Raw genomic sequence first — 24,801 nt, 5'->3', positions numbered from 1 at the left:
CATGACCAGCGCCTATAGCCATATCACCGTGCTGCTCGAGGAGGCCGTCGAAGGCCTGGCCTTGCGCGCCGATGGCTGCTACCTGGACGGCACGTTCGGGCGCGGCGGACATAGCCGCCTGATCCTGGAGCGGCTCGGGCCAGACGGTCGCCTACTGGGGTTCGATAAAGATCCCCTCGCAATTGCGACAGGAAATGCGCTGGCGGCCGAAGACGGCCGCTTTGTCGTTGTGCAGCGCAGTTTTGCGGAACTTGGCGACGAAGTCGTTGTCCGCGGCCTGGCGGGCAAGGTCAACGGCATTCTGCTGGACCTGGGTGTGTCTTCGCCGCAGCTGGATGACGCCGAGCGCGGCTTCAGTTTCCTGAACGATGGCCCGCTGGACATGCGCATGGACCCGGATCGCGGCGTCAGTGCCGCGCAGTTCATTGCCAGTGCCAGCGAAGAAGAGATTGCCCGCGTATTCAAGGAATACGGCGAAGAGCGTTTCGCCAAGCGCATGGCCCGTGTCGTGGTGCAGCGTCGTGCCGAGCAGCCGTTCGAGCGCACCGCCGACCTGGCCAATGTCCTGACCGTGGCCAACCCGGCCTGGGAAAAGGGCAAGAATCCGGCCACCCGCGCCTTCCAGGGGCTGCGCATTCATATCAATAACGAGCTGGGTGATCTGGAGCGTGGCCTTGAGGCGGCGCTGGATAACCTCGAGGTCGGTGGCCGTCTGGTCGTCATCAGCTTCCATTCGCTGGAAGACCGCATCGTCAAACTCTTCATGCGCAAGCATGCCAAGGGTGAGATGGACAAGCTGCCCCGCGACCTGCCAATCATTCCCAAGGCCTTCGAGCCGCGTCTCAAGCTGATCGGCAAGCCACAGTTCGCCTCCGAGGCCGAGCTGAAAGCCAACCCGCGCTCCCGTAGCGCGGTCATGCGTGTTGCGGAGAAGTTGCGTTGAACGCCTTTTCCGCCAAGTCACTCCTGGGCGGCCAACTGCGCGGTGGCCTGCCGAAGGGCAGCCTGCTGATGCTGATTCTGTTCCTGCTGGTACTGGGGTCGTCGTTGGCCGTGTCCTACAGCGCCCACTGGAACCGCCAACTGCTGAATAACCTGTACAGCGAACTGAGCGTACGGGACAAGGCGCAGGCCGAGTGGGGCCGCCTGATCCTGGAGCAGAGCACCTGGACCGCGCATAGCCGGATCGAGACCCTGGCCAGCGAACAGCTGAAAATGCGCATCCCGGAAGCGGCCGAAGTGCGGATGGTGAAGCCATGATCGGCCTCGAAGGCGCACTCTACCCCTGGCGTTTCCGCCTGGTGCTGCTGCTCTTGGCCTTGATGGTCGGCGCCATCGCTTGGCGCATCGTCGACCTGCACGTGTTCGACCACGACTTCCTCAAGGCCCATGGCGATGCGCGCAGCGTGCGGCATATCCCGATCCCAGCGCACCGTGGCCTGATGACCGATCGCAACGGCGAGCCGCTGGCGGTCAGCACCCCGGTCACCACCCTGTGGGCCAATGGCAAGGAATTGCAGGCCGGCAAGGCCCAGTGGCCAACCCTGGCCCAGGCCCTCGGCCAGGACCCGAACGGGTTCTCCCAGCGTCTGCAGGCCAATGCCGAGCGCGAATTCATGTACCTGGTCCGCGGCCTGACCCCGGAGCAGGGCCAGCGCATCCTCGACCTGAAAATCCCGGGCGTTTACGCCATCGAGGAATTCCGTCGTTTCTACCCGGCCGGTGATGTGGCGGCCCACGTCGTCGGCTTCACCGATGTCGACGACTTCGGTCGTGAAGGCATGGAGCTGGCGTTCGAGGACTGGTTGGCCGGCGTACCGGGCAAGCGCCAGGTACTCAAGGATCGCCGTGGTCGTCTGATCAAGGACGTCCAGGTGGCGCAGAACGCCAAGGCGGGCAAGTCCCTGGCCCTGTCCATCGACCTGCGCCTGCAATACCTGGCCCACCGCGAGCTGCGCAATGCGCTGGTCGAGTTCGGTGCCCAGGCCGGCAGCCTGGTGATGGTCGACGTGAAGACCGGCGAAGTGCTGGCCATGGTCAACCAGCCCACCTACAACCCGAACAACCGCCGCAACATGCAGCCTGCCGCGATGCGTAACCGCGCGATGATCGACGTGTTCGAGCCCGGTTCCACCATGAAGCCGTTCTCCATGAGCGCGGCCCTGGAAAGCGGGCGCTGGAAGTCCACCGACAAAGTGGACGTGCAGGGCGGCACGCTGCAGATCGGTCGCTACACCATCAAGGACGTGTCCCGCGCGCCCGATGGCGTGCTCGACCTGACCGGCATCCTGATCAAATCCAGTAACGTCGGCATGAGCAAGATCGCCTTCGACATCGGTGGCGAAGCCATCTACTCGGTCATGCAGCAGGTCGGCCTGGGCCAGGACACCGGTCTCGGCTTCCCGGGCGAGCGCGTCGGCAGTCTGCCGAACCACCGCGAGTGGCGCAAGGCCGAAACCGCCACGCTTTCTTATGGCTACGGCCTGTCGGTTACCGCTGTGCAGCTGGCACACGCTTATTCCGTATTGGCCAACAACGGCCGCAGCGTACCGCTGTCGATGGTGCGCATGGACCGCAAGCCGGAGTCCGTGCAAGTGATTCCCGAGTCCGTGGCGATCACCATGCAAGGCATGCTGCAGCAGGTCATCGAAGCGCCAGGTGGCGTATTCCGGGCCAAGGTGCCGGGCTACCACGTGGCGGGCAAGAGCGGCACGGCGCGCAAGGTGTCTTCGGACAGCCGCGGCTACCGCGAGAACGCCTACCGCTCGCTGTTTGCCGGCTTCGGCCCGGTGAGCGACCCGCGTATCGCCGTGGCCATCGTGATCGACGAACCCAGCAAGGGCGGCTACTACGGCGGCCTGGTTTCCGCGCCGGTCTTCGGCAAGGTGATGGCCGGTGCGCTGCGCCTGATGAACATTGTTCCAGACAACCTGCCACCGCCTGTCGAATCGCAGACGGCCGCAGTGAACGACGGTAAGGGAGGGCGTATCTGATGCCCATGCCGCTTAATCAACTCCTGCCGCAAGCCTCCAGTGCCGTGCTGATTCGTGAACTGACCCTGGACAGCCGCAAGGTGCGTCCGGGTGACCTGTTCCTGGCCGTGCCCGGCACCCAGCAGGACGGTCGCGTGCACATTGCCGACGCAATCGCCCGGGGTGCCGCCGCCGTGGCCTACGAGGCCGAAGGCGCTGCCGACATGACGGCCAGCAGTGCCGAACTGGTCGCGATCAAGGGACTGGCCGGCCAGCTGTCCGCCATCGCCGGCCGTTTCTATGGCGAGCCAAGCCGTGGCGTGCACCTGGTGGGGATCACCGGCACCAACGGCAAGACCAGCGTCAGCCAGCTGCTGGCCCAGGCCCTGGATCTGCTGGGCGAGCGCTGTGGCATCGTCGGCACCCTGGGCAACGGCTTCTACAACGCCCTCGAGCTGGGTCGCCACACCACGCCTGATCCCATTGGCGTGCAGGCCACCCTGGCGGACCTGAAAAAGGCCGGTGCCCGTGCCGTGGCCATGGAAGTGTCGTCCCATGGCCTGCACCAGCGCCGCGTCGCGGCCCTGGAGTTCGACGTCGCGGTGTTCACCAACCTGTCCCGCGACCACCTGGATTATCACGGCTCGATGGAGGCCTACGGCGAGGCCAAGGCCGCGCTGTTCGCCTGGTCGGGTCTGCGCTGCCGCGTCATCAACCTGGATGATGCCTTCGGTCGTCAACTGGCACAGGCCGAGCACGACTCCCGCCTGATCAGCTACAGCCTGGAAGACGAGAGCGCCTACCTGTATTGCCATGACGCCCAGTTCGACGACCTGGGCGTACGCGCCACCCTGGTCACGCCGCGCGGCGAAGGCCGTCTGCGCAGTTCGCTGCTCGGTCGGTTCAATTTGAGCAACCTGTTGGCGGTGGTCGGTGCGCTGTTGGCGATGGACTACCCGCTGGACGAGATTCTCAAGGTGCTGCCGAACTTGCAGGGCCCGGTCGGCCGCATGCAGCGCCTCGGTGGGCACGGCAAGCCGCTGGTGGTGGTCGACTACGCCCACACCCCGGATGCCCTGGAAAAGGTGCTCGAGGCCCTGCGTCCTCACGTTCAGGGGCGCCTGCTGTGCCTGTTCGGCTGCGGTGGCGATCGCGATCGCGGCAAGCGCCCGCTGATGGCCGGTGTGGCCGAGCGCCTGGCTGATGCGGTGCTGGTGACCGATGACAACCCGCGCAGCGAAAGCCCTGCGCAGATTTTCGACGACATTCGCCCCGGTTTCACCTCGGCGCAGGGCGTGCGTTTCGTCCATGGCCGTGGCGTTGCCATCGCCCAACTGATTGCCGAGTCCACCGCCGAAGACGTGCTGGTGCTGGCTGGCAAGGGGCACGAGGACTATCAGGAAGTGAACGGCGTTCGCCAGCCTTTCTCCGATCTCGACGAGGCCGCCAAGGCCCTCGCTGCGTGGGAGGTGGCCCATGCTTAAGCCGCTGCGTTTGAGCGAGGTGGTCGTGGCCTTGGATGCGCGCCTGATCGGTGAAGATCGGGTGTTCGACGCCGTCAGCACCGACAGCCGTGGCATCAAGCCGGGCCAGTTGTTCATCGCCCTGACCGGGCCGCGTTTCGACGGGCACGACTACCTGGCGGACGTGGCGGCCAAGGGCGCCGTGGCCGCCCTGGTCGAGCGCGAAGTGGCCGGTGCGCCGCTGCCGCAACTGCTGGTGCGCGATACCCGTCAGGCCCTGGGCCAACTGGGTGCGCTGAACCGCCAGGCCTACGGCGGCCCGCTGGCGGCCGTCACCGGTTCCAGTGGCAAGACCACCGTCAAGGAAATGTTGGCCAGTATCCTGCGTACTGCGTTCACCGAGCAGGGCAATGCCGTGCTCGCCACCCGTGGCAACCTGAACAACGACCTGGGCGCGCCGCTCACCCTGCTGGAGCTGGGCGCCGAGCACAAGGGTGCGGTCATCGAGCTGGGCGCATCGCGCGTGGGCGAAATCGCCTACACCGTCGGCCTGACCCAGCCCCATGTCGCCATCATCACCAACGCCGGGACCGCCCATGTCGGCGAGTTCGGCGGCCCGGACAAGATTGTCCTGGCCAAGGGCGAGATCCTCGAAGGCCTGGGCGAGAACGGTGTCGCCGTGCTCAACCTGGACGACGCGGCCTTCGCCACCTGGAAAGCCCGCGCCGGCGACAAGCGCGTACTGAGCTTTTCGCTGAACGACCCGCAGGCGGATTTCCACGCCAGCGACATCGAGCGCGATGCCCGCGGTTGCTCGGCATTCACCCTGCATTGCGCCACCGGCCAGGCCCGTGTCCAGCTCAACCTGCTGGGTGCGCATAACGTGGCCAATGCCCTGTCGGCTGCTGCCGCGGCGTCGGCCCTGAGCGTACCGCTGGTCGACATCAAGGCCGGGCTGGAAAACCTGCAACCGGTCAAGGGCCGCGCCGTTGCGCAGCTGGCGCCGAACGGCGTGCGGGTCATCGACGACACCTACAACGCCAACCCGGCGTCGATGCGTGCCGGCATTGATATACTCGCCGGGTTTCCCGGTCGCACCGTCCTGGTGCTGGGGGACATGGGCGAGTTGGGTGCCTGGGCCGAGCAGGCGCACCGCGAGGTGGGCAGCTACGCCGTCGGCAAGGTATCCGCGTTCTACGCCGTAGGGCCACAGATGGCCCGTGCAATCGAAGCTTTTGGCGAAAATGGCCGGCATTTTGCCGATCAAGCCAGCCTGATCGAAGCGCTTCGCGCCGAGCAGGGCGACACCACCATTCTAATTAAAGGTTCACGCAGCGCCGCGATGGAAAACATCGTGGCGGCGCTCTGTGGCGTATCTGGGGAGAGTCACTAAATGCTGCTGCTGCTGGCCGAGTACCTGCAACAGTTCCACAAGGGTTTCGCCGTATTCCAGTACCTGACCCTGCGCGGCATTCTGGGGGTGCTGACTGCATTGGCGCTGTCGCTGTGGCTCGGGCCGTGGATGATCCGCACCCTGCAGATCCGTCAGATCGGCCAGGCCGTGCGCAACGACGGTCCGCAGTCGCACCTGTCGAAGAAGGGCACGCCGACCATGGGCGGAGCGCTGATCCTATCCGCCATTGCGGTCAGCACGCTGCTCTGGGCCGACCTGTCCAACCGCTACGTGTGGGTGGTGCTGATCGTCACCCTGCTGTTCGGTGCCATTGGCTGGGTCGACGACTACCGCAAGGTGATCGAGAAGAACTCCCGTGGCCTGCCGAGCCGCTGGAAGTACTTCTGGCAGTCGGTGTTCGGCCTGGGCGCGGCGATCTTCCTTTATATGACTGCGCAGAGCCCGGTGGAAACCACCCTGATCCTGCCGCTGCTCAAAGACGTGAGCATTCCGCTGGGCATCGGTTTCGTGGTCCTGACCTATTTCGTGATCGTCGGCTCGAGCAACGCGGTCAACCTGACTGACGGCCTGGATGGCCTGGCGATCCTGCCCACCGTGATGGTCGGCGGCGCCCTGGGCATCTTCTGCTACCTGTCGGGCAACGTGAATTTCGCCGAATACCTGCTGATCCCCTATGTCGCCGGCTCCGGTGAGCTGATCGTGTTCTGCGCCGCGCTGGTCGGTGCCGGCCTCGGTTTCCTGTGGTTCAACACCTACCCGGCGCAGGTCTTCATGGGCGACGTCGGTGCACTGGCCCTCGGGGCTGCACTGGGCACCATCGCCGTGATCGTCCGCCAGGAAGTCGTGCTGTTCATCATGGGTGGCGTGTTCGTGATGGAAACCCTGTCGGTGATCATCCAGGTCGCCAGCTTCAAGCTGACCGGCAAGCGCGTGTTCCGCATGGCGCCGATTCACCACCACTTTGAACTCAAAGGCTGGCCGGAGCCGCGCGTGATCGTACGTTTCTGGATCATCACCGTGATTCTGGTGCTGATCGGCCTTGCCACCCTGAAGCTGCGTTGAGGAACGAATGAGCCTGATCGCTTCTGACCACTTCCGCATCGTTGTCGGCCTCGGCAAGAGCGGCATGTCCCTGGTGCGCTTCCTGGCGCGTCAGGGCGTGCGCTTTGCCGTGGCCGATACGCGTGCGAACCCGCCGGAGCTGAGCACCTTGCGTGAACAGTTCCCGCAGGTGGAAGTGCGTTGCGGCGAGCTGGACGTGGAGTTCCTCTGCCGTGCCAGCGAGCTGCTGGTCAGCCCCGGCCTGGCCGTGGCCACGCCTGCCTTGCAGGAAGCGGCGCGCCGTGGGGTGAAGATTTCGGGCGACATCGACCTGTTCGCGCGCCACGCCAAGGCACCGATCATCGCCATCACCGGCTCCAACGCCAAGAGCACCGTCACCACCCTGGTGGGCGAGATGGCGGCGGCAGCGGGCAAGCGGGTTGCCGTGGGTGGCAACCTGGGCACGCCTGCGCTGGACCTGCTGGCGGACGATGTCGAGCTGTACGTCATGGAGCTGTCGAGCTTCCAGCTGGAAACCACCGACCAGCTCAACGCTGAAGTGGCGACCTGCCTGAACGTCAGCGAAGACCACATGGACCGCTACGACGGCCTGCCGCAGTACCACCTGGCCAAGCACCGTATTTTCCGTGGCGCGCGTCAGGTCGTGGTGAACCGTGATGACGCGCTGTCCCGTCCGCTGATCGCCGACCAGGTGCCGTGCTGGACCTTCGGCCTGGGCAAGCCTGACTTCAAGCGCTTCGGCCTGCTGGAAGAGAACGGCGAGAAGTACCTGGCGTATCAATTCGACACCTTGCTGCCGGTCTCGGCACTCAAGGTGCGTGGCGCGCACAACCAGTCCAATGCCCTGGCAGCATTGGCGCTTGGTCATGCCGTCGGCCTGCCGATGGCCGCCATGCTCGACACCCTGAAAACCTTCACCGGTCTGCCGCACCGCTGCCAGTGGGTGGGCGAGCGCCAGGGCGCCAACTACTACGACGATTCCAAGGCCACCAATGTAGGCGCTGCCCTGGCCGCCATCGAAGGCCTGGGTGCGGATATCGCCGGCAAGCTGGTGCTGATCGCCGGTGGCGATGGCAAGGGTGCTGATTTCTCTGCCCTGAGCGCCCCGGTTGGTCGTTACTGCCGCGCGGTGGTGCTGCTGGGCCGTGATGCCGAACGCCTGGGCGAGTCGCTGGCAGGCGCCGGCGTACTGCTGATCCGCGTGCATACCCTCGATAAAGCCGTCCAGCAGTGCGCCGAACTGGCCGAGCCGGGCGATGCGGTGCTGCTGTCGCCGGCCTGCGCCAGCCTGGACATGTTCAAGAATTTCGAAGAACGCGGGCGCCTGTTCGCCCAAGCGGTGGAGGCGCTCGCCTGATGCTCGCCTTCCTGCGTCCCTATCCGTCCCCGCTGTTCAGCCGCCGTGGCCTGGACATGGACTTCCCGCTGCTGGCCGGTTGCCTGGCGTTGCTGGGCATGGGCCTGGTGATGATTTCCTCGGCCTCCACCGAAGTGGCGGCGGTGAATGCCGGCAGCCCGCTGTACTACATGATCCGCCACCTGATCTATCTGCTGATCGGCCTGGGCGCGGCGGGCGTGGTGCTGATGGTGCCCCTGGCCACCTGGCAGCGCTTCAGCTGGATGCTGCTGCTGGCGGCGTTCGGCCTGCTGGTGCTGGTGCTGGTGCCGGGCATCGGTCGCGAAGTGAACGGTTCGATGCGCTGGATCGGCTTCGGCATGTTCAACGTGCAGCCGTCGGAAATCGCCAAGGTCTTCGTGATTATCTACCTGGCCGCCTACCTGGTGCGTCGTCAGGAAGAAGTACGCGAAAGCTGGGCCGGCTTCTTCAAACCCTTCGTCGTGCTGCTGCCGATGGCGGGCCTGCTGCTGCTGGAACCCGACTTCGGTGCCACCGTGGTGATGATGGGCGCGGCGGCGGCGATGTTGTTCCTCGGCGGGGTGGGCCTGTTCCGCTTCAGCCTGATGGTGGCCCTGGCCGTGGGCGCGGTGTTCGTGCTGGTGCAGACCCAGGAGTACCGACTGCAACGCCTGATCACCTTCACCGATCCCTGGGCCGACCAGTTCGGCTCCGGCTACCAGCTGACCCAGGCGCTGATCGCCTTTGGCCGCGGCGAATGGTTCGGTGTCGGCCTGGGCAACAGCATCCAGAAACAGTTCTACCTGCCGGAAGCGCATACCGACTTCGTGTTCGCCGTGCTGGCCGAGGAACTGGGCATGATCGGCGCCCTGGCCACGGTCGGCCTGTTCGTCTTCGTCAGCGTGCGCGCCCTGTACATCGGCCTGTGGGCCGAGAAGGCCAAGCAATTCTTCGCCGCCTACGTCGCCTACGGCCTGGCGTTCCTGTGGATCGGCCAGTTCCTGATCAACATCGGCGTGAACATCGGTCTGCTGCCCACCAAGGGCCTGACCCTGCCGTTCCTCAGCTACGGCGGCAGCTCGCTGGTCATCTGCTGCGTCAGCCTGGCGCTGCTGCTGCGTATCGAATGGGAGCGTCGTACGGTGCTGGGTAGTGAAGACGTCGACTTCGACGAATCGGATTTCCTCGAAGGACAGGGCACCGAGGAGGTGACTCATGTCCGGTAACGTCCTGATCATGGCGGGCGGCACCGGCGGGCACGTGTTCCCGGCCCTGGCCTGCGCCCGTGAATTCCAGGCCCGCGGCTACCGCGTGCACTGGCTGGGCACGCCCCGCGGGATCGAGAACGAGCTGGTGCCCGCAGCGGGCCTGCCGCTGCACCTGATCGATGTCAGCGGCCTGCGTGGCAAGGGCAAGCTGTCGCTGCTCAAGGCGCCGTTCCAGCTGATCAAGGCGTTGCTCCAGGCGCGCAAGGTCGTGCGCGAGCTGAATCCGGTCTGCGTGCTGGGCATGGGTGGCTACGTCACCGGCCCGGGCGGCCTCGCGGCCAAGCTGGCCGGCGTGCCGCTGATCATCCATGAGCAGAACGCCGTGGCCGGTACCGCCAATCGCAGCCTGGCACCGTTCGCCAGCCGTGTGTGCGAGGCGTTCCCGAATACCTTCGGCGCGAGCGCCAAGCGTCGCACCACCGGCAACCCGGTGCGTGAAGAACTGTTCCTGGAAACGCCCCGCGCGGCCCTGAGCAATCGCCAGCCGCGGCTGCTGATTCTCGGCGGCAGCCTGGGTGCCGAACCGCTGAACAAACTGCTGCCTGAAGCCCTGTCCCTGGTCGCTGCCGAGCTGCGTCCCGAGGTGTTCCACCAGGCAGGCAAGCAACATGATGGGGTGACCGCTGAACGCTATCGCGCCGCTGGCGTCGAAGCGCAGGTCGCGCCGTTCATCCAGGACATGGCCCGTGCCTACGCGTGGGCCGATCTGGTGGTGTGCCGCTCCGGTGCGTTGACCATCAGCGAACTGGCCGCGGCCGGGTTGCCGTCGTTCCTGGTGCCACTGCCCCATGCGATCGACGATCACCAGGCCCGCAACGCCGACTATCTCGCGAAGGAGGGCGCTGCCGTCCTTCTGCCGCAACGCTCCACTGACGCCGCCACGCTGGCCGCGCAGCTGACCGAGGTCTTGATGCACCCTGAACGTCTGAATGAGATGGCGAGCACCGCTCGCCGCCTGGCCAAGCCCGATGCCACGCGCACGGTGGTCGATATCTGCCTGGAGGTGGCCCGTGGCTAAATCCCCTGCCGCTGCCAAGGCTGAAGTCCGCCGCATGCGCCGTATCCGCCGTATCCACTTCGTGGGCATCGGCGGTGCTGGCATGTGCGGGATCGCCGAAGTGCTGCTCAACCTGGGCTACGAAGTCTCCGGTTCCGACCTGAAGAACTCGGCGGTCACCGAGCGCCTGGAAAACTTCGGGGCACAGATTTTCATCGGCCACCGCGCCGAGAACGCCGAACACGCCGATGTGCTGGTGGTGTCCAGCGCCATCAACACCTCCAACCCGGAAGTCGCCACCGCCCTGGAACGCCGCATCCCGGTAGTGCCGCGTGCCGAAATGCTCGCCGAGCTGATGCGCTACCGCCATGGCATCGCCGTTGCCGGTACCCATGGCAAGACCACCACCACCAGCCTGCTGGCGTCGGTGTTCGCTGCCGGTGGCCTGGACCCGACCTTCGTCATCGGTGGCCGCCTGAACGCTGCGGGCACCAATGCCCAACTCGGCAGCAGCCGCTACCTGATCGCCGAGGCGGACGAGAGCGACGCCAGCTTCCTGCACCTGCAACCGATGGTCTCGGTCGTCACCAACATCGACATGGACCACATGAGCACCTACGAGGGCGACTTCAACAAGTTGAAGAAGACCTTCATCGAGTTCCTGCACAACCTGCCGTTCTACGGCCTGGCCGTGGTGTGCGTGGATGACCCGGTGGTGCGCGAGATCCTGCCGCAGGTGGCACGTCCGACCGTGACCTATGGCTTCACCGAGGATGCCGACGTGCGCGCGATTAACGTGCGCCAGCAAGGCATGCAGACCCATTTCACCGTGCTGCGCCCCGACCGCGAGCCGCTGGATGTCTCGGTCAACATGCCGGGCAACCACAATGTTCTGAATGCCCTGGCGACCATTTGCATTGCCACCGACGAAGGCATCAGCGACGAGGCGATTGTCCAGGGGCTGTCGCAGTTCCAGGGCGTCGGTCGCCGCTTCCAGGTCTACGGTCAGCTGCCGGTCCAGGGCGGCGAGGTGATGCTGGTCGATGACTACGGTCACCACCCCCGTGAAGTCGCGGCGGTCATCAAGGCCGTGCGCGGTGGCTGGCCGGAGCGCCGCCTGGTGATGGTCTACCAGCCGCACCGTTTCAGCCGCACCCGTGACCTGTACGACGATTTCGTCCAGGTGCTGGCCGACGCCAACGTGCTGCTGCTGATGGAGGTCTACCCGGCCGGCGAAGAGCCGATTCCCGGTGCCGACAGCCGCCACCTGTGCCACAGCATTCGTCAGCGTGGTCAGCTGGATCCGATCTATATCGAGCGCGGTGTCGACCTGGCGCCGCTGATCAAGCCGCTGCTGCGTGCTGGCGACATCCTGCTGTGTCAGGGCGCCGGCGACATCGGTGGCCTGGCCCCGCAACTGCTGCAAAGCCCGCTGTTCGCAGCGGCAGAAGGTAAGTCGAAATGAGTGGCGCCAACTTGAAATCACAATTGCCGGTCACCGCCTTTGGCCGCGTGGCGGTCCTGTTCGGCGGCAAGAGCGCCGAGCGCGAGGTGTCGCTGAAGTCCGGCAACGCCGTGCTGAGCGCCCTGCAGAGCGCCGGCGTGGACGCGTTCGGCATCGACGTGGGCGACGATTTCCTGCAGCGCCTGCTGGCCGAAAAGGTCGACCGGGCCTTCATCGTGCTGCATGGCCGTGGCGGTGAAGACGGCAGCATGCAGGGCCTGCTCGAATGCGCCGGGATTCCCTACACCGGCAGCGGCATCCTGGCCTCGTCGCTGGCCATGGACAAACTGCGCACCAAGCAGGTCTGGCAGAGCCTCGGCCTGCCGACGCCGCGTCATGCCGTGCTGAGCTCCGTCGCCGATTGCGAAGCGGCGGCTGCCGAGCTGGGCTTTCCGCTGATCGTCAAGCCGGCCCACGAAGGCTCGAGCATCGGCATGGCCAAGGTGGGCAACGTCGCCGAGCTGGTCGCCGCCTGGCAGGACGCCAGCCGTTACGACGCCCAGGTGCTGGTCGAGCAGTGGATCCAGGGCCCGGAGTACACCATCGCCGTGCTGCGCGGCCAGGTGCTGCCGCCGATTGGCCTGGGCACCCCGCACAGCTTCTACGACTACGACGCCAAGTACCTGGCCAATGACACCCAGTACCGCATTCCCTGCGGCCTGGATGCCGCCAAGGAAGAAGAACTCAAGGCACTGACCGTCAAGGCCTGCGAGGCTGTGGGCATTCAGGGCTGGGCCCGGGCCGACGTGATGCAGGACGCCGACGGGCAGTTCTGGCTGCTCGAAGTGAACACCGTTCCGGGCATGACCGACCACAGCCTGGTGCCGATGGCGGCCAATGCGGCCGGTCTGGATTTCCAGCAACTGGTCCTGGCGATTCTCGCCGACAGCGTGGAGGCGCGGGGCTAAACCATGAGCGCGACCCTTCGTCATCAGCCAGGCTCTACCCGCGCACCGCTGCGCGGGGGTAAGTCTGTGCCGCGCGGTGCGAGCCGCCTGGTGGCCAAGGAGCCGATCAGCGTGCGCCTGCCCAAGCCGAACTTCGGCCTGCTCAAGCGCCTGACCTGGCCGTTGCTGCTGGTGGTGCTCGGGGTGGGCGCGTATGAGCTGTCCCTGCGCCTGATGCCCTATGCCGACCGGCCGATTGCGCGGATCAGCGTCGAAGGCGACCTGAGCTACATCAGCCAGCAGGCCGTGCAGCATCGCATCGCGCCTTATGTGACGGCGAGCTTCTTCAGCGTCGACCTGTTGGGCATGCGTCACGAGCTGGAGCGGATGCCATGGATCGCCAGCGCCGAAGTCCGTCGCGTCTGGCCTGACCAGGTGCTGGTGCGCCTGGAAGAGCAATTGCCGATTGCCCGTTGGGGTGATGAGGCGCTGTTGAACAACCAGGGCCAGGCGTTCGCGCCCAAGGAACTGGCGAATTATGAACACTTGCCGCAGTTGTACGGTCCCAAGCGTGCGCAGCAGCAAGTGATGCAGCAGTACCAGGTGCTCAGCCAGATGCTGCGGCCCCTGGGGTTCTCGGTGGCGCGCCTGGAATTGCGCGAGCGCGGCAGCTGGTTCCTGTCCACGGGGCAGGGCATCGAATTGCTGCTGGGACGTGATCATCTGGTGGAAAAAATGCGCCGCTTTGTCGCCATTTACGACAAGGAACTGAAAGCGCAGCAAACGAATATCGCGCGGATCGATCTGCGTTACGCCAACGGCCTGGCCGTGGCGTGGCACGAGCCGGTCGCGCCCACGGCGGCCGAAACCGCTGTCGTGCAGTGAATCAGGAGAAGGCAGGACTCATGGCAAACGTACAGAGTGGCAAGATGATCGTCGGTCTCGACATCGGCACCTCCAAGGTGGTGGCGCTGGTGGGCGAAGTGACGGCCGATGGCCAGCTGGAAATCGTCGGCATTGGCACTCACCCGTCCCGCGGCCTGAAGAAGGGCGTGGTGGTGAACATCGAGTCGACCGTGCAATCGATCCAGCGTGCGGTGGAAGAAGCCCAGCTGATGGCCGGCTGCCGTATCCACTCGGCCTTCGTCGGCGTTGCCGGCAACCACATCCGCAGCCTGAACAGCCATGGCATCGTCGCCATCCGTGATCGCGAAGTCAGCCCGGCCGACCTCGAGCGGGTACTGGACGCGGCCCAGGCCGTGGCGATCCCGGCCGACCAGCGTGTGCTGCACACCCTGCCGCAGGACTACGTGATCGATAACCAGGAAGGGGTGCGCGAGCCCCTGGGCATGTCCGGCGTCCGCCTGGAGGCCAAGGTGCATGTGGTGACCTGCGCCGTGAACGCGGCGCAGAACATCGAGAAGTGCGTCCGCCGCTGCGGCCTGGAAGTCGACGACATCATCCTCGAGCAGTTGGCTTCGGCCTACGCGGTGCTCACCGACGACGAGAAAGAGCTGGGCGTGTGCCTGGTCGACATCGGCGGCGGCACCACCGACATCTGCATCTTCACCGAAGGCGCGATTCGCCACACCGCGGTGATCCCGATCGCCGGTGACCAGGTGACCAACGACATCGCCATGGCCCTGCGCACCCCCACGCAGTACGCCGAGGAAATCAAGATCCGCTACGCCTGCGCCCTGGCCAAGCTGGCCGGTGCCGGTGAAACCATCAAGGTGCCGAGCGTGGGCGATCGCCCGCCGCGCGACCTGTCCCGCCAGTCGCTGGCCGAGGTGGTCGAGCCCCGTTACGACGAGCTGTTCACCCTGATCCAGGCGGAACTGCGCCGCAGCGGTTACGAAGACCTGATCCCGGCCGGCATCGTGCTGACCGGTGGCACGGCGAAGATGGAAGGTGCGGTCGAACTGGCCGAGGAAATCTTCCACATGCCGGTGCGCCTGGGCGTGCCCCACAGCGTCAAGGGGCTGGCCGACGTGGTGCGCAACCCGATTTATTCCACAGGCGTTGGCCTGTTGCTGTACGGGCTGCAGAAGCAGTCCGACGGCGTCTCCATGTCTGCCCTGGGCAGCTACGGGGACGAACCGAAAACACCTGTTCTGGAGCGCATCAAGCGCTGGGTCCAGGGCAATTTCTGATTTGCAGTAGGCGTTACAACTAGAAAGTAAAGGAGAGGGAAAATGTTCGAACTCGTAGACAATGTCCCACAAAGTGCGGTCATTAAAGTAATCGGCGTCGGTGGCGGTGGCGGCAACGCCGTCAACCACATGGTCAAGAGCAACATCGAAGGCGTCGAGTTCATCTGCGCCAACACCGATGCACAGGCCCTGGGTCGTGTGGGCGCGCGCACCATCCTGCAACTGGGCACGGCCATCACCAAGGGCCTGGGCGCCGGCACCAATCCGGAAATCGGCCGTCAGGCCGCGATGGAAGACCGCGAGCGCATCACCGAAGTGCTGCAAGGCTGCGACATGGTCTTCATCACCACCGGCATGGGCGGTGGTACCGGTACCGGTGCTGCGCCGATCATCGCGCAGATCGCCAAGGAGATGGGCATCCTGACCGTCGCCGTGGTCACCCGTCCGTTCCCGTTCGAAGGGAAGAAGCGCATGAACGTTGCCGAAGAAGGCATCCGTGCGCTGGCCGAGTGCGTCGACTCGCTGATCACCATCCCGAACGAAAAACTGCTGACCATCCTCGGCAAGGACGCCAGCCTGCTGGCTGCTTTCGCCAAGGCTGACGACGTGCTGACCGGCGCGGTCCGTGGCATCTCCGACATCATGCTGCGCGAAGGCCTGATGAACGTCGACTTCGCTGACGTGAAAACTGTCATGAGCGAAATGGGCATGGCGATGATGGGCACCGGCTGCGCCAGCGGTCCGAACCGTGCACGCGAAGCCACCGAAGCCGCGATCCGCAACCCGCTGCTCGAAGACGTCAACCTGCAGGGCGCGCGTGGCATCCTGGTCAACATCACGGCTGGCCTGGATCTGTCCTTGGGCGAATACGCTGCCGTCGGTGAAATCATCGAGGCGTTCGCCTCCGAGCACGCGACCGTCAAGGTGGGCGCGGTGATCGATCCGGACATGCGCGACGAACTGCACGTCACCGTGGTCGCCACTGGCCTGGGTGCGCGTATTGAGAAGCCGGTCAAAGTTGTCGACAACACTGTTCAGGTTGCCAGCGCAGCCGCACCGACCGCCGCGCCGGTTCGCAGCGAGCAGAGTGTCAACTACAAGGACTATGAGCGCCCGACCGTACAGCGTCAAAGCCACGCCGGCGGGGCCACTGCGGCCAAGCTGAACCCTCAGGATGACCTGGATTACCTGGACATCCCGGCGTTCCTGCGTCGCCAGGCCGATTGATGAAATGTATCAGGAGTATTGGGGTGATTGGTGTTCAGCAAAGGCCGGTTCTGCTATCATCGCCGGCCATTGTTGAAAACAATTCGCAACTAGTGCTATAGCGGCCAAAGCCATGATCAGACAACGCACCCTGAAGAACATTATCCGCGCCACTGGCGTCGGCCTGCATTCCGGGGAGAAGGTATACCTGACCCTGAAGCCGGCACCTGTGGACACCGGTATCGTGTTCCGTCGTACCGACCTCGATCCTGTCGTGGAAATCTCCGCGCGGGCCGGGAATGTCGGTGAAACCACCATGTCGACCACACTGGTCAATGGTGATGTCAAGGTGGATACGGTAGAGCACCTGCTTTCGGCCATGGCTGGCCTGGGCATCGATAACGCCTACGTCGAGCTCTCCGCGTCCGAAGTGCCGATCATGGATGGCAGCGCCGGTCCCTTTGTATTCCTGATTCAATCCGCGGGTCTGCAGGAGCAGGAAGCCCACAAGAAGTTCATCCGCATCCTTCGTGAAGTGACGGTCCAGGAGGGCGACAAGCGCGCCACCTTCGTTCCTTTCGACGGTTTCAAGGTGACCTTCGAGATCGATTTCGATCACCCGGTCTTCCGCAATCGCACCCAGTCGGCCAGCGTCGACTTCTCCAGCACGTCGTTCGTGAAGGAAGTCAGCCGCGCCCGTACATTCGGTTTCATGCGTGACATCGAGTTCCTGCGTTCGCAGAACCTGGCACTCGGCGGCAGCGTGGAAAACGCCATCGTGGTCGATGAATACCGTGTCCTGAACGAAGACGGCCTGCGTTACGAGGACGAATTCGTCAAACACAAGATTCTCGACGCCATCGGTGACCTCTACCTGCTCGGTAACAGCCTGATTGGCGAGTTCCGTGGGTTCAAGTCGGGCCACGCCCTCAACAACCGCCTGCTGCGCACCCTGATGGAGCAGACGGATGCCTGGGAAGTGGTGACCTTCGACGACCCGAAGACCGCGCCGATCTCTTACATGCGCCCTGTAGCGGCCGTGTAAACACTCTCTCTTTTGCTTTTTATCAAGGCCACCTTCGGGTGGCCTTTTTTTGCCTGCGACCTTTGGTCGCAGCGCTCAGTCCGGCTTCTTGCCGGCAGCACCATGCCGGGCCAGACGCTCCAGTGCCGCGCGCAGCTCGGGATTGCTGATGCCTTCGGCGGTGGCCTGGATGTTCTCGGCCGCGGTGCTGGAGAGCTGGATAGTGCGACCCGGTCCACGCCTTTCAGCGGTCGGCGGTTGCACCTTGAACAGGATTTTCGCTAAGGTCGCGAATTCTTCGAGCGCCTGCAGTTGTCTTTGCAGGCGTCTTTGTTGGTAACGCAGGCGGGTGGCCCAGTGGCCGTCCGTGACGATAAGAAGCAGACAATCTTCGCGCCAGGACGCCACGTGGCAGTGTTCCCGGGCAGCGGGTTGTAGCTGGCTTTCCAATAGACGCTGCAAATGGTCGAGGCGTTGCGCCTGACTGAACAGCGCTTTCAGAGGCTTCGCTTCGCGTAACAACGCGGCGGGGGCTTGAGCCGGCAAAGGACGAAACGTCATGGCAGGACGCCTGAGATTGTGGAGCCGCCATGGTAGCAGAAACGCTGTTACCGACTTGGGTTCCACCGTATTTAGGGGACGTCATGCACATCATTCTTCTCAGCCGGCGCCATGGCGCTGCACGTTCTCTCAGCCTGGATTTACGCTGGCTGGTGGCCGCACTGCTGATGCTGATCGCCCTGGCCGTTGCCAGTGGTGTGGCGATGGGCGCCTGGTGGATGCCGCAGACCGGCCACACCGACGACACCGCGTTGATTACCCAGGCCCTGGACGAGCAGCGCGCCGAAGTCGGTGCCGTGCGGGTCGATGCCCAGCGCCAGTTGGACGCTTTCGCCGCCCATGTCGCCGAACTGCAAGCACGCCTGACGCGCCTCGATGCCCTGGGCGAACGCCTCACCGAGCTGGCCGAACTGGACTCCAGCGAATTCGATTTTTCCCTTAACGTCGGACAAGGTGGACCCGAGGAACTGGTGGATGGTTCCGCCTATTCGCCACCGCCGTTCATGAGCACCCTCGATGACCTGGCCATGCGCCTCGACAGCCGCGAGCAACAGCTGGAAGTGCTCGAGCAACTGATGGGCGAGCGCCGCCTGAGCGAAGCCGAACACCTGTCCGGCCGCCCGGTTCGCCAGGGCTACATGTCGTCGCCCTTTGGCCGTCGCAGCGATCCGCTGACCGGGCGCCTGAGCGTGCACAAGGGTGTGGATTTCGCGGCCAAGGCTGGCAGCGATGTGGTTGCGGTCGCGGCCGGCGTGGTGACCTTCTCGGGTCGCAAGAACGGTTACGGCCACACTGTCGAGATCAGTCATTCCGATGGCTACGTGACCCTCTATGCGCACAACCAGAGCAACCTGGTGCAGATCGGTGACCTCGTCCAGCGCGGCCAGACCATCGCCAAGGTCGGTCGCAGTGGGCGGTCCACCGGGTACCATGTGCACTTCGAAGTGAGCAAGGGTGGCCGCCAGGTCAACCCGGCGTTGTACATCGCCCGTGCCAACGGCGTCGAATAACGTCCCTTTCCTCATACGCGTTTCCGGGTAGAATGCCGGCTTCGCACGCAGCCATGAGGGCTGCATGGGCGACTCACGGGGCCGCCCTCCATCCATAGCGTGGAAGATCCTGCCGATATGTTTGCGCCTTTGTTGAAGAAACTCTTTGGAAGCAAGAACGAGCGTGAAGTCAAACGCATGCTCAAGACGGTTCAGGCCGTCAATGCCTTCGAGGAGAAAATGCTCGCGCTCTCGGATGAGCAACTGCGCGCCAAGACCGAAGAATTCAAAGCCCGCCTGGCCAAGGGTGAAACCCTCGACCAGCTGCTGCCGGAAGCCTTTGCCGTTGCGCGTGAGGCCGGCAAGCGTGTGATGGGCATGCGCCACTTCGACGTCCAGTTGATCGGTGGTATGACCCTGCATGAAGGCAAGATCGCCGAGATGCGTACCGGTGAGGGTAAGACCCTGGTCGGTACCCTGGCCGTCTACCTCAACGCACTGGAAGGCAAGGGCGTGCACGTGGTGACGGTCAACGACTACCTGGCCCGCCGCGACGCCAACTGGATGCGCCCGCTGTATGAATTCCTGGGCCTGACGGTCGGCATCGTCACCCCGTTCATGCCGCCGGAAGAAAAGCGCAGCGCTTATGCCGCCGACATCACCTATGGCACCAACAACGAATTCGGCTTCGACTACCTGCGCGACAACATGGCGTTCAGCGTGGAAGAGAAGTTCCAGCGCGAGCTGAACTTCGCGGTGATCGACGAAGTCGACTCCATCCTGATCGACGAAGCCCGTACGCCGCTGATCATTTCCGGCCAGGCCGAAGACAGCTCCAAGCTGTACATCGAAATCAACCGCCTGATCCCGCGCCTCAAGCAGCACATCGAGGAAGAAGAGGGCGTCGTCACCCAGGAAGGCCACTACAAGATCGATGAGAAGAGCCGTCAGGTCGAACTCAACGAAGCGGGCCACCAGTACATCGAGGAAATGCTCGGCGAGGCCGGCCTGCTGGCCGAAGGCGAGAGCCTCTACTCGGCGCACAACCTGGGCCTGCTGACCCACGTCTACGCCGGTCTGCGTGCGCACAAGCTGTTCCACCGCAACGTCGAATACATCGTGCAGAACAACCAGGTCCTGCTGATCGACGAGCACACCGGCCGGACCATGCCGGGCCGTCGCCTGTCCGAGGGCCTGCACCAGGCCATCGAGGCCAAGGAATCGCTGCCGATCCAGGCCGAGAGCCAGACCCTGGCGTCGACCACCTTCCAGAACTACTTCCGCCTCTACAACAAGCTGTCCGGCATGACCGGTACCGCCGACACCGAGGCGTTCGAGTTCCACCAGATCTACGGCCTGGCGGTGATCGTCATCCCGACCAACCGTCCGCTGGCGCGCAAGGACTTCAACGACCTGGTCTACCTGACCCAGGAAGAGAAGTACGCCGCCATCGTTGCCGATATCAAGGAATGCCAGGCCGTGGGCCGGCCGATCCTGGTGGGTACCGCCTCGATCGAAACCTCCGAATACATGTCGCGCCTGCTGGAAAACGAAGGTATCGAGCACAAGGTGCTCAACGCCAAGTTCCACGAGAAGGAAGCGGAAATCATCGCCCAGGCCGGTCGTCCGGGCGCGCTGACCATCGCCACCAACATGGCCGGTCGCGGTACCGACATCCTGCTCGGCGGTAACTGGGAAGTCGAAGTGGCGGCCCTGGAAAACCCCACCGACGAGCAGATCGCCCAGATCAAGGCCGAGTGGCAGAAGCGCCACCAGCAGGTCATCGAGTCTGGCGGCCTGCACGTGATCGCCTCCGAGCGCCACGAATCCCGCCGTATCGACAACCAGCTGCGTGGCCGTGCCGGTCGCCAGGGTGACCCGGGTTCCAGCCGTTTCTACCTGTCGCTGGAAGACAGCCTGATGCGCATCTTCGCCTCCGACCGGGTGAAGAACTTCATGAAGGCCCTGGGCATGCAGTCCGGCGAAGCCATCGAACACCGCATGGTGACCAACGCCATCGAAAAGGCGCAGCGCAAGGTCGAAGGCCGCAACTTCGACATGCGCAAGCAGCTCCTCGAATTCGACGACGTGGCCAACGAACAGCGCAAGGTGATCTACCACATGCGCAACACCCTCCTGGCCGCCGAGAACATCGGTGAGACCATCGAGGACTTCCGCCAGGAAGTGCTGGACAACACCATCAACGCTCACCTGCCGCCGCAGTCGCTGCCCGAGCAGTGGGACATCGCCGGCCTGGAGGAGGCGCTGTACAGCGGCTTCGCTCTGCGCCTGCCGATCCAGCAGTGGCTGGACGAAGACGACAAGCTGTACGAAGAAACCCTGCGCGAACGCATCCTGCAGGAGCTGCTGGCGGCCTACAACGAGAAGGAAGAGCAGGCCAGTGCCGAGGCGCTGCGCACCTTCGAGAAGCAGATTCTGCTGCGCGTGCTGGACGACCTGTGGAAAGACCACCTGTCGACCATGGACCACCTGCGTCACGGTATCCACCTGCGCGGCTACGCCCAGAAGAACCCGAAGCAGGAATACAAGCGCGAGTCCTTCGCCCTGTTCCAGGAACTGCTCGACTCGATCAAGCGCGACACCATTCGCGTGCTGTCGCACGTTCAAGTCCGCCGCGAAGACCCGGCCGAAGAGGAGGCGCGCCTGCGCCGCGAAGCCGAGGCCATGGCCCAGCGCATGCAGTTCCAGCATGCCGATGCCTCTGCCCTCGACGAGCCCGACGCCCAGGCCGAGGACGGCGAAGTGGCCGCGGCAGTTGCCCCGGTGCGCACCGAGCCGAAGATCGGTCGCAACGAGCCGTGCCCCTGCGGTTCCGGCAAGAAGTACAAGCACTGCCACGGCCAGGTCGGCTAACCTGAAGACCTGACTGCTGGATAGGGGACGCCACTCGGCCTTGCCGGAGCGTCCCACCCAACGCCGCGAACGGCCCAGCCGCTCGCGGCGTTTTACCATCGAATTCAGACGCGCCGGATGGCGCGATATCTCAAGGAGCGCACTTTATGGCTGTCGGTCTTGGCCCACTGTCTACCCTGCACCCGGTTCCAGGTTTCGAGCTGGGCATTGCGTCTGCCGGTATCAAGCGCCCCGGGCGCAAGGATGTGGTGGTGATGCGCTGTGCCGAAGGCTCCAGCGTGGCCGGGGTCTTCACCCTCAACGCGTTCTGCGCCGCGCCGGTGATTCTGGCCAAGAAGCGTGTGCTGGGCAGCGTGCGCTACCTGCTGACCAATACCGGCAACGCCAACGCCGGCACCGGCGAGTCGGGTCTGCAGAACGCCGCACGCACCTGCGCCGCCCTCGCGCAGCTGGCGGGTGTGGACGAAGGCGCGGTGCTGCCGTTCTCCACCGGTGTCATCGGTGAGCCGCTGCCGGTGGAAAAGATCGAAGGCGCGCTGCAGGCGGCCCTGGATAACCTGTCCGAAGGCAACTGGGCCGAGGCCGCCACCGGCATCATGACCACCGACACCCTGCCCAAGGGTGCCAGCCGTCAGTTCGTGCACGATGGTGTGACCGTCACCGTGACCGGTATCTCCAAGGGCGCCGGCATGATCAAGCCGAACATGGCCACCATGCTCGGTTACATCGCCACCGACGCCAAGGTCGCCCAGGGCGTGCTGCAGGACCTGCTGCGCGATGCCGCGAACAAGTCGTTCAACCGCATCACCATCGACGGTGACACCTCCACCAACGATTGCTGCATGCTGGTCGCCACCGGCCAGGCGGCGCTGCCGGAAATCACCCAGGCCAGCGGCGACCTGTTCGCCAAGCTGAAGGAAGCGGTGTTCGCCGTGTGTATGGAAGTGGCCCAGGCCATCGTCCGTGACGGCGAAGGCGCGACCAAGTTCGTCACCGTGCAGGTCAATGGCGGGGCGACTCACCAGGAGTGCCTGGACGTCGGCTACGCCGTGGCGCATTCGCCGCTGATCAAGACTGCGCTGTTCGCCTCCGACCCCAACTGGGGCCGCATTCTCGCCGCCGTCGGCCGTGCCGGCGTGGCGCAGCTGGATGTGAGCAAGATTGACGTGTTCCTCGGCGAGGTGTGCATCGCCAGCCGCGGTTGCCGTGCCAGCACCTACACCGAAGAGCAGGGCGCGGCGGTGATGGCCCAAGAGGAAATCACCATCCGCATCGAGCTCGGCCGTGGCACCTGCAGCGAGACGATCTGGACCACCGACCTGTCCCACGAGTACGTGAAGATCAACGCCGAGTACCGCACCTGATCGCCGGCCATTCCCGGCAGTCATCCGAGGATGAAAAAAGGGAATTGGCCTTCCAGGGGCTGCGCCGCTTATGTTCAGTCGCTCACCCATTCCGGGTGAGCAGACCTTCAGGAGATGCCCATGCCCCTTACGCTGGTGATCGGTGACAAAACCCTTTCGTCGTGGTCCCTGCGCGCCGCCCTGGCGCTCGAACTGGCGGGAGCCGACTACGATGAGCAGCTCATCGTGCTCAACCGTCCGGACACCCGGGCCCGCATGCTCGAACAGTCTCCTGCAGGCAAGGTGCCGGTGTTGAAAACCGAGGACGGTCCGGTCTGGGACACCCTGGCCATCGCCGAATACCTCGCCGAACGTTTCCCCGAGGCAGCCCTGTGGCCCCGCGAGCCTTATGCCCGCGCCGTGGCGCGCAGTGTGTGCGCGGAGATGCACAGCGGTTTCGTCGGCCTGCGTACGCACCTGCCGATGGACCTCAAGCGCGACCTGGCGCTGGAGGCGATCCCCGAGGTCGCCCAGGCGGATATCGAGCGTGTCTGCGCCCTGTGGGCCGATTGCCGGGCCCGTTTCGGCCAGCAGGGCCCCTACCTGTTCGGCGAAGTCAGCCTGGCCGACGCCTTTTTCGCGCCTGTGGCCGCGCGCCTGCGCAGCTACCGGGTCGCGTTGCCGGCCGAGGCCCAGGCCTATGTCGACACCATTTATCAATGGCCGGCGTTCCAGCGCTGGTACCAGAGTGCCCAGGAGGAAAGACTGGCGTGAAACGCATTCATGTAGCCGCTGCGGTGATCCGCGCACGGGATGGGCGCATCCTCATCGCCAAGCGGCCGGACGACAAACACCAGGGCGGCCTGTGGGAATTTCCCGGCGGCAAGGTCGAGGCGGACGAGCCGGTGGCCGACGCCCTGGCCCGCGAGTTGGAGGAGGAGTTGGGCATTCGTCCCACCGCAGCACGTCCGCTGATCCAGGTACGCCACGACTACCCGGACAAGCAGGTGCTGCTGGATGTCTGGGAAGTCTCGGCCTTCACCGGTGAGCCCCATGGCGCCGAGGGCCAGCCCCTGGCCTGGGTGAGCCCGCGTCAGCTGGACGACTATACGTTCCCCGCCGCCAATACGCCGATCGTGATGGCCGCGCGTTTGCCCGAGCGTTACCTGATCACCCCTGATGGCCTGCCGCCCGATGTGCTGCTCAGTGGCGTGCGCCAGGCGCTGGCCGATGGCATCCGCCTGATCCAGTTGCGGGCGCCGGGCATGTTCGACGCCCAGTACCGTGACTTGGCCGTGGATATCCAGGGCCTGTGCGCTGGGAAAGCGCAATTGATGCTCAAGGGGCCGCTGGAGTGGTTGGGTGACTTTCCGGCAGCGGGTTGGCACCTGACGGCCGAGCAACTGCGCAAGTACGTCGACAAGGGCCGCCCGTTCCCGCTGGAGCGGCGTCTGGCGGCGTCCTGCCACAGTGCCGAGGAACTGCAGCTGGCCACCCGCATGGGCGTGGACTTCGTGACCCTGTCGCCGGTCCAGGCCACCCAGACTCACCCGGAGGCCACGCCGCTGGGCTGGGAGCGGGTCGCCGAATGGCTGCAGGACTTCAACCAGCCAGCCTACGTCCTCGGTGGCGTCGGGCCGGATGATCTGCCACAGGCCTGGCGGGTGGGCGCCCAGGGCATCGCCGGTATCCGTGCGCTGTGGCCGCAACCGGCTGCGACTTGACGC

21 protein-coding genes are annotated in these 24,801 nt (G+C 64.8%); 20 read left to right on the top strand and 1 reads right to left on the bottom strand.

From position 1 onward, the window contains the following. Position 1 precedes the first annotated feature (1 nt). The 15 genes from rsmH (at position 2) to lpxC (ending at position 17,328) form a co-directional block, all read left to right on the top strand. Positions 2-943 carry a 16S rRNA (cytosine(1402)-N(4))-methyltransferase RsmH gene (gene rsmH / locus N5C28_RS04655; RefSeq protein WP_279820661.1) on the top strand — a complete coding sequence of 314 codons (942 nt, stop codon included), beginning with the start codon at positions 2-4 and terminating at the stop codon, positions 941-943. Positions 944-966: 23 nt separating this feature from the next. After that, on the top strand, positions 967-1,260 hold the full coding sequence (gene ftsL, locus N5C28_RS04650) for a cell division protein FtsL (protein ID WP_279821068.1): 294 nt from the start codon (positions 967-969) through the stop codon (positions 1,258-1,260). After that, the gene (locus tag N5C28_RS04645) at positions 1,257-2,993 is read left to right on the top strand and encodes a penicillin-binding protein 2 (protein ID WP_279820659.1); all 1,737 of its coding nucleotides are present in this window, start codon (positions 1,257-1,259) and stop codon (positions 2,991-2,993) included. The genes ftsL and N5C28_RS04645 overlap by 4 nt, the downstream gene beginning before the upstream one ends. Further along, entirely contained in the window at positions 2,993-4,456 is a 1,464-nt protein-coding gene (locus N5C28_RS04640; protein WP_279820657.1) for a UDP-N-acetylmuramoyl-L-alanyl-D-glutamate--2,6-diaminopimelate ligase, read from the top strand. Before N5C28_RS04645 ends, N5C28_RS04640 begins: the two co-directional genes overlap by 1 nt. Then, entirely contained in the window at positions 4,449-5,828 is a 1,380-nt protein-coding gene (murF, locus tag N5C28_RS04635) for a UDP-N-acetylmuramoyl-tripeptide--D-alanyl-D-alanine ligase (protein ID WP_279820655.1), read from the top strand. The genes N5C28_RS04640 and murF overlap by 8 nt, the downstream gene beginning before the upstream one ends. Next, positions 5,829-6,911, top strand: coding sequence for a phospho-N-acetylmuramoyl-pentapeptide-transferase (gene mraY, locus N5C28_RS04630; protein ID WP_279820653.1), 1,083 nt, complete (start codon positions 5,829-5,831; stop codon positions 6,909-6,911). Between the two features lie 7 nt (positions 6,912-6,918). Continuing rightward, complete coding sequence (murD, locus tag N5C28_RS04625; protein ID WP_279820651.1) at positions 6,919-8,268, top strand: UDP-N-acetylmuramoyl-L-alanine--D-glutamate ligase; 1,350 nt, start codon at positions 6,919-6,921, stop codon at positions 8,266-8,268. Continuing rightward, positions 8,268-9,494 (top strand): putative lipid II flippase FtsW, encoded by a 1,227-nt coding sequence (gene ftsW, locus N5C28_RS04620; protein ID WP_279820649.1) that lies wholly within the window; start codon positions 8,268-8,270, stop codon positions 9,492-9,494. The genes murD and ftsW overlap by 1 nt, the downstream gene beginning before the upstream one ends. After that, positions 9,484-10,554, top strand: coding sequence for an undecaprenyldiphospho-muramoylpentapeptide beta-N-acetylglucosaminyltransferase (gene murG / locus N5C28_RS04615; protein WP_279820647.1), 1,071 nt, complete (start codon positions 9,484-9,486; stop codon positions 10,552-10,554). Before ftsW ends, murG begins: the two co-directional genes overlap by 11 nt. 34 nt (positions 10,555-10,588) lie before the next feature. Next, the gene (murC, locus tag N5C28_RS04610) at positions 10,589-11,998 is read left to right on the top strand and encodes a UDP-N-acetylmuramate--L-alanine ligase (RefSeq protein WP_279821067.1); all 1,410 of its coding nucleotides are present in this window, start codon (positions 10,589-10,591) and stop codon (positions 11,996-11,998) included. Further along, on the top strand, positions 11,995-12,945 hold the full coding sequence (locus N5C28_RS04605; RefSeq protein WP_279820645.1) for a D-alanine--D-alanine ligase: 951 nt from the start codon (positions 11,995-11,997) through the stop codon (positions 12,943-12,945). Before murC ends, N5C28_RS04605 begins: the two co-directional genes overlap by 4 nt. 3 nt (positions 12,946-12,948) lie before the next feature. Next, on the top strand, positions 12,949-13,809 hold the full coding sequence (locus tag N5C28_RS04600) for a cell division protein FtsQ/DivIB (RefSeq protein WP_279820643.1): 861 nt from the start codon (positions 12,949-12,951) through the stop codon (positions 13,807-13,809). Between the two features lie 20 nt (positions 13,810-13,829). Next, a complete protein-coding gene (ftsA, locus tag N5C28_RS04595; protein ID WP_279820642.1) occupies positions 13,830-15,077 on the top strand; it encodes a cell division protein FtsA in 1,248 nt (415 codons plus the stop codon). A 42-nt stretch (positions 15,078-15,119) separates the two neighbouring features. Beyond that, positions 15,120-16,304, top strand: coding sequence for a cell division protein FtsZ (gene ftsZ, locus N5C28_RS04590; protein WP_279820641.1), 1,185 nt, complete (start codon positions 15,120-15,122; stop codon positions 16,302-16,304). A 112-nt stretch (positions 16,305-16,416) separates the two neighbouring features. Next, complete coding sequence (gene lpxC / locus N5C28_RS04585) at positions 16,417-17,328, top strand: UDP-3-O-acyl-N-acetylglucosamine deacetylase (RefSeq protein WP_279820639.1); 912 nt, start codon at positions 16,417-16,419, stop codon at positions 17,326-17,328. Between the two features lie 75 nt (positions 17,329-17,403). Here lpxC and N5C28_RS04580 read toward each other — a convergent pair whose 3' ends face one another. Beyond that, on the bottom strand, positions 17,404-17,868 hold the full coding sequence (locus N5C28_RS04580; RefSeq protein WP_279820637.1) for a DciA family protein: 465 nt from the start codon (positions 17,866-17,868) through the stop codon (positions 17,404-17,406). 83 nt (positions 17,869-17,951) lie between these two features. Between N5C28_RS04580 and N5C28_RS04575 the strand changes: the two genes are divergently transcribed. The 5 genes from N5C28_RS04575 to N5C28_RS04555 all read left to right on the top strand — a co-directional run bounded on the left by N5C28_RS04575 (position 17,952) and on the right by N5C28_RS04555 (position 24,798). Beyond that, positions 17,952-18,878 (top strand): M23 family metallopeptidase, encoded by a 927-nt coding sequence (locus N5C28_RS04575; protein WP_279820635.1) that lies wholly within the window; start codon positions 17,952-17,954, stop codon positions 18,876-18,878. 117 nt (positions 18,879-18,995) lie between these two features. Next, positions 18,996-21,731 carry a preprotein translocase subunit SecA gene (secA, locus tag N5C28_RS04570; protein ID WP_279820633.1) on the top strand — a complete coding sequence of 912 codons (2,736 nt, stop codon included), beginning with the start codon at positions 18,996-18,998 and terminating at the stop codon, positions 21,729-21,731. 146 nt (positions 21,732-21,877) lie between these two features. Further along, entirely contained in the window at positions 21,878-23,095 is a 1,218-nt protein-coding gene (argJ, locus tag N5C28_RS04565) for a bifunctional glutamate N-acetyltransferase/amino-acid acetyltransferase ArgJ (RefSeq protein ID WP_279820631.1), read from the top strand. A 120-nt stretch (positions 23,096-23,215) separates the two neighbouring features. Beyond that, on the top strand, positions 23,216-23,848 hold the full coding sequence (locus N5C28_RS04560; RefSeq protein WP_279820629.1) for a glutathione S-transferase: 633 nt from the start codon (positions 23,216-23,218) through the stop codon (positions 23,846-23,848). Continuing rightward, positions 23,845-24,798 carry a Nudix family hydrolase gene (locus N5C28_RS04555; RefSeq protein ID WP_279820627.1) on the top strand — a complete coding sequence of 318 codons (954 nt, stop codon included), beginning with the start codon at positions 23,845-23,847 and terminating at the stop codon, positions 24,796-24,798. The genes N5C28_RS04560 and N5C28_RS04555 overlap by 4 nt, the downstream gene beginning before the upstream one ends. The last annotated feature ends 3 nt before the right edge of the window (positions 24,799-24,801 follow it).

The sequence above is a fragment of the Pseudomonas sp. GD03944 genome (assembly GCF_029839275.1).
Classification (GTDB): domain Bacteria; phylum Pseudomonadota; class Gammaproteobacteria; order Pseudomonadales; family Pseudomonadaceae; genus Aquipseudomonas.
This window is presented reverse-complemented; position numbering and strand designations above follow the sequence as displayed.

Bases quoted from the DNA above. Each gene is read 5' to 3' on its own strand.
- rsmH (WP_279820661.1), top strand. From the start codon at position 2: ATGACCAGCGCCTATAGCCATATCACCGTGCTGCTCGAGGAGGCCGTC.
- N5C28_RS04645 (WP_279820659.1), top strand. From the start codon at position 1,257: ATGATCGGCCTCGAAGGCGCACTCTACCCCTGGCGTTTCCGCCTGGTG.
- N5C28_RS04640 (WP_279820657.1), top strand. From the start codon at position 2,993: ATGCCCATGCCGCTTAATCAACTCCTGCCGCAAGCCTCCAGTGCCGTG.
- murF (WP_279820655.1), top strand. From the start codon at position 4,449: ATGCTTAAGCCGCTGCGTTTGAGCGAGGTGGTCGTGGCCTTGGATGCG.
- mraY (WP_279820653.1), top strand. From the start codon at position 5,829: ATGCTGCTGCTGCTGGCCGAGTACCTGCAACAGTTCCACAAGGGTTTC.
- murD (WP_279820651.1), top strand. From the start codon at position 6,919: ATGAGCCTGATCGCTTCTGACCACTTCCGCATCGTTGTCGGCCTCGGC.
- ftsW (WP_279820649.1), top strand. From the start codon at position 8,268: ATGCTCGCCTTCCTGCGTCCCTATCCGTCCCCGCTGTTCAGCCGCCGT.
- murG (WP_279820647.1), top strand. From the start codon at position 9,484: ATGTCCGGTAACGTCCTGATCATGGCGGGCGGCACCGGCGGGCACGTG.
- murC (WP_279821067.1), top strand. From the start codon at position 10,589: ATGCGCCGTATCCGCCGTATCCACTTCGTGGGCATCGGCGGTGCTGGC.
- N5C28_RS04605 (WP_279820645.1), top strand. From the start codon at position 11,995: ATGAGTGGCGCCAACTTGAAATCACAATTGCCGGTCACCGCCTTTGGC.
- N5C28_RS04600 (WP_279820643.1), top strand. From the start codon at position 12,949: ATGAGCGCGACCCTTCGTCATCAGCCAGGCTCTACCCGCGCACCGCTG.
- ftsA (WP_279820642.1), top strand. From the start codon at position 13,830: ATGGCAAACGTACAGAGTGGCAAGATGATCGTCGGTCTCGACATCGGC.
- ftsZ (WP_279820641.1), top strand. From the start codon at position 15,120: ATGTTCGAACTCGTAGACAATGTCCCACAAAGTGCGGTCATTAAAGTA.
- lpxC (WP_279820639.1), top strand. From the start codon at position 16,417: ATGATCAGACAACGCACCCTGAAGAACATTATCCGCGCCACTGGCGTC.
- N5C28_RS04580 (WP_279820637.1), bottom strand. From the start codon at position 17,868: ATGACGTTTCGTCCTTTGCCGGCTCAAGCCCCCGCCGCGTTGTTACGC.
- N5C28_RS04575 (WP_279820635.1), top strand. From the start codon at position 17,952: ATGCACATCATTCTTCTCAGCCGGCGCCATGGCGCTGCACGTTCTCTC.
- secA (WP_279820633.1), top strand. From the start codon at position 18,996: ATGTTTGCGCCTTTGTTGAAGAAACTCTTTGGAAGCAAGAACGAGCGT.
- argJ (WP_279820631.1), top strand. From the start codon at position 21,878: ATGGCTGTCGGTCTTGGCCCACTGTCTACCCTGCACCCGGTTCCAGGT.
- N5C28_RS04560 (WP_279820629.1), top strand. From the start codon at position 23,216: ATGCCCCTTACGCTGGTGATCGGTGACAAAACCCTTTCGTCGTGGTCC.